This window comes from Herbaspirillum lusitanum P6-12 (genome assembly GCF_000256565.1).
In the GTDB taxonomy this organism is placed as follows: Bacteria; Pseudomonadota; Gammaproteobacteria; order Burkholderiales; family Burkholderiaceae_D; genus Herbaspirillum; species Herbaspirillum lusitanum.
In genome coordinates this window covers 1-3,549 of record NZ_AJHH01000292.1, presented here as the reverse complement: position 1 = coordinate 3,549, position 3,549 = coordinate 1, and the positions used below count along the sequence as shown (strand labels likewise).

At 63.3% G+C, this 3,549-nt stretch carries 4 protein-coding genes; all 4 read right to left on the bottom strand.

The window, feature by feature from the left end:
• Positions 1 to 1,215, bottom strand: a 1,215-nt coding sequence (locus HLUSI_RS0109255; protein WP_029363316.1) for an ABC transporter substrate-binding protein, incomplete at its 3' end; no start/stop codon positions are given.
• 56 nt (positions 1,216 to 1,271) lie between these two features.
• Positions 1,272 to 2,288, bottom strand: a complete 1,017-nt coding sequence (locus tag HLUSI_RS0109250; RefSeq protein ID WP_016833700.1) for an ABC transporter ATP-binding protein — start codon at positions 2,286 to 2,288, stop codon at positions 1,272 to 1,274.
• Positions 2,281 to 3,288 carry an ABC transporter ATP-binding protein gene (locus HLUSI_RS0109245; RefSeq protein WP_016833699.1) on the bottom strand — a complete coding sequence of 336 codons (1,008 nt, stop codon included), beginning with the start codon at positions 3,286 to 3,288 and terminating at the stop codon, positions 2,281 to 2,283. The genes HLUSI_RS0109250 and HLUSI_RS0109245 overlap by 8 nt, the downstream gene beginning before the upstream one ends.
• Positions 3,285 to 3,549, bottom strand: a 265-nt coding sequence (locus tag HLUSI_RS27805; protein ID WP_040503308.1) for an ABC transporter permease subunit, incomplete at its 5' end; no start/stop codon positions are given. The genes HLUSI_RS0109245 and HLUSI_RS27805, both read right to left, overlap by 4 nt.

Sequence of the window (3,549 nt, the reverse complement as noted above, 5' to 3'; positions counted from 1 at the left end):
CAACCGCCGCGCCGAGTACGAGGCCCACGGCAGCACTTCCACTTGCGTCTTCACGCCGATGCGGGTCCAGAACTGCGCCACCGCCTGCATGGTTTCCGGTGCTTGCGGATAGCGATCGTTCGGCACGTGGATGGTCAGCTTGAAGCCTTGCGGGAAGCCGGCATCGGCCAGCAGCTTCTTGGCCTGGTTGACGTCGTTCGGGATGTTCTTGATGTCCGGGTTATAGCCGAAGGTGTCGGCCGGCATCCATTGATTGGCTTCTGTCGCCGCGCCTTGCAGGATGCGGTCGACCAGCGCCTTGCGGTTGATCGCCAGCGACAAGGCCTTGCGTACGCGCGCGTCCAGCAGCGGGTTCTTGTCGAGCTGTTTGCCGTTGTTGTCGGTAATGTACGGGCTCGGACCTTCATGGAAAGTCGGTTGCAGCAGCAACACGCGCAGGCCGTTGTAAGGGAACACCTTGACGTTCGGCGATTGCTTGAGCTTGGCAAGGTCGGACACCGACACCTTGTCGATCACGTCGACATCGCCCGACAACAAGGCGGCGGTACGTGCGGCGGCGTTATTGATGTAGCGGTAGTTGACCTTTTCCCACAGTTGCTTCTGGCCCCAGTAGTCGTTGTTGCGCTCCATCACGACGCGGTCGCCCGGCGTGTAGGAAACATATTTGTAAGGACCGCTGCCGACCATGGCGGCGCCGCTGTTGTAGTTTTCAGTTTGCGATTTTTCGCCGACGTGCTTGCTGACGATATGCACCGACGCCAGGTTCAGCGGCAGGTCGGGATTGGCGATGTTGGTCTTGATGATCAGCGTCAGCGGATCCTTGGCGGTGACGGACTCCACCGTGCGCAGGTAGCCGGCGAAGGTCGCCACGCTGCCCGGCACCGCGCGTGCGCGCTGGTACGAGAAGATCACGTCGTCGGCGGTGAACGGCTTGCCGTCCTGCCACTTGACGTTGGGACGCAGCTTGAACTCCCAGGTCTTGGCGTCGATGTTCTTCCAGCTCGCGGCCAGGCCCGGTTGCAGCTTGTTGTAGTTGTTCTCGACCAGCAGATCCCAGAAATGCAGGTCGACGGAACGGTCGCCGGCGTGGTTGTTGAGCTGCGGATCGAGCGACGACAGCGGATCGGCGAACGCGATGTTCAGGGTCTGCGCGCCGGCGGAGCCGAAGCCCAGCAGGGCGACGGCCAGGAGGCTGGAAAGTACGGTTTTCTTCATGTTCATCATCCTCGGTTGGGTGGGATAAAACTGCTTTTTTAACTGTTCTAACACTATTACTGATCGTTCAAATGACAGGCGCTCAAATGACCCGGCGCGACTTCCTTCAGCGCCGGAACCTCCGCCCGGCAACGCGGCATCGCATGCGGACAGCGCGGGTTGAAATGGCAGCCCGGCGGCGGATTGAGCGGACTCGGGATTTCGCCCTTGATCGCCGTGAAGGACTTGTTGCGCGCTTGCAGGCGCGGCACTTCGGCCAGCAAGGCCTGGGTGTACGGGTGGTTCGGATGGGCGAACAGTTCATCGACCGCGGCGCTTTCGACGATGCGGCCCAGGTACATGATGACCACGCGATCCGAGACGTGCTCGACCACGCCGAGGTCATGGCTGATGAACAGATAAGTCAGTCCAAGTTGTTCGCGCAGGTCGGAAAACAGATTCAATATCTGCGCCTGGATCGACACGTCCAGCGCCGCCACCGCCTCGTCGCAGACCAGCATCGCGGGCTGCACCGCCAGCGCGCGGGCGATGCCGATGCGTTGGCGCTGGCCGCCGCTGAACTGGTGCGGATAGCGATCGCGCAACTCCGGATCAAGCCCGGCGCGCAGCAACTGCGCACTGACGTAATCGTCGAGGCCGGCCTTGTCGGTCATGCCGTGGATCAGCGCCGCTTCGCCGACGATCTGGTCGACGCGCAGGCGTGGGTTGAGGCTGGCGTAAGGATTCTGGAAAATCATCTGCACCTTGCGCCGCGCCGCTTGCGCGTCTTGTGCGCTGAAGTCCTTGCGGTCGATGCCGTCGACCAGAACCGAGCCCGCCGACGGCGCCAGCAAACCGCTGACGATGCGGCCCAGGGTCGACTTGCCGCAGCCCGACTCGCCGACCAGTCCGACCACTTCGCCCGGCATCACGTGCAGGTCGACGCCATCGAGCGCCTGCGTCACGGCAGCCGGACGCATCCAGCCGCGCGCCGTCAATTGCCGCTCGAACGGACGCGGCTTGCGCTCGCCGAAGCGTTTGACGACGCGGCGCGCATCGATCAAGGGGACGGTGTTCTTGCTTGACTCATCCATGCTGCAACTCCGCCGTTTCGATCTGGCTCGCCGGATGGAAGCAGCGCACGAAATGTCCCGGCAACGGTTCGGTGATTTCCGGCCGCGTCAGGCATTGTTCGCTGACCCGTTCGCAACGCGCGGCGAACGCGCAGGTCGGCGGCAGGTGCAGCAGGTTCGGCGTCAGGCCCGGGATCTGGCGCAAACGCTGGCCGCGCCGGTTGTTGCCCGGCAGGCTGCCGATCAGGCCTTGGGTGTAAGGATGCTGCGGCCGGTCAAGCACCTCGGCGACCGCGCCTTGTTCGACGATGCGGCCGGAATACATCACCGCGATGTCGTCCGCCAATCCCGCCACCACCGACAGATCGTGCGTGATCCAGATCAATGCGGTGCCGTTCATGCGCGCCAGCTTTTGCACTTCCGACAGGATCTGCGCCTGGATGGTCACATCCAGCGCGGTAGTCGGTTCATCGGCGATGATCAGGTCGGGCTTGTGCAGCATCGCAATGGCGATGGCTACGCGCTGGCGCATGCCACCGGACAACTGATGCGGATAGGCCTGCAGCCGTTCTTCCGGACTGGCGATGCCCATCATGCCCAGGGTGTCGCGGGCCAGTTCGCGGGCCTGCTGGCGGCTCACCTTGCTGTGCGCCAGCACGGCGTCGACCATCTGCGCCTCCACCTTCAGGACCGGGTTGAGGGTCATCATCGGGTCCTGGAAGATCATGGCGATGCGATTGCCCTGCAATTCGCGCAGGGACGTCTTGTCCATGCGCACCAGGTCGCGGCCCTGGAACAGGATCTCGCCGCCGACGATGCGGCCCGGTGCATCGACCATGCCGAGGATGGAAAAACCGGTCACGCTCTTGCCCGAACCGGATTCGCCGACCAGGCCCAGAATGCGGCCACGACCGACCGACAAGGAGACGTCATCGACCGCCGGCAGCACGCCTTCGGGAGTAAAGAAATGCGTGCGCAGATTGCGTACTTCGAGCGTGGGAACGGAATGGGTCGCGCTCATTTTTGCCACCTCGGATTCATGACGTCGCGCAGGCGATCGCCGACCAGATTGATCGCCACGATCACGACCAGCAGCGCAATGCCGGGATAGAAACTGATCCAGTATTCCCCGGACAGCATGTACTGATAACCGTTGGAGATCAGCAGGCCCAGCGACGGCTCGGTGATCGGCACGCCCAGGCCGAGAAAACTCAGCGTCGCCTCCAGCGTGATGGCGCGCGCAATCTGCAAGGCGCCGATGACGATCAGCGGCGGCAGGCAG

Coding starts and splice junctions, on each gene's coding strand:
- HLUSI_RS0109245 (WP_016833699.1), bottom strand. CDS start 3,288: ATGAGCGCGACCCATTCCGTTCCCACGCTCGAAGTACGCAATCTGCGC.
- HLUSI_RS0109250 (WP_016833700.1), bottom strand. CDS start 2,288: ATGGATGAGTCAAGCAAGAACACCGTCCCCTTGATCGATGCGCGCCGC.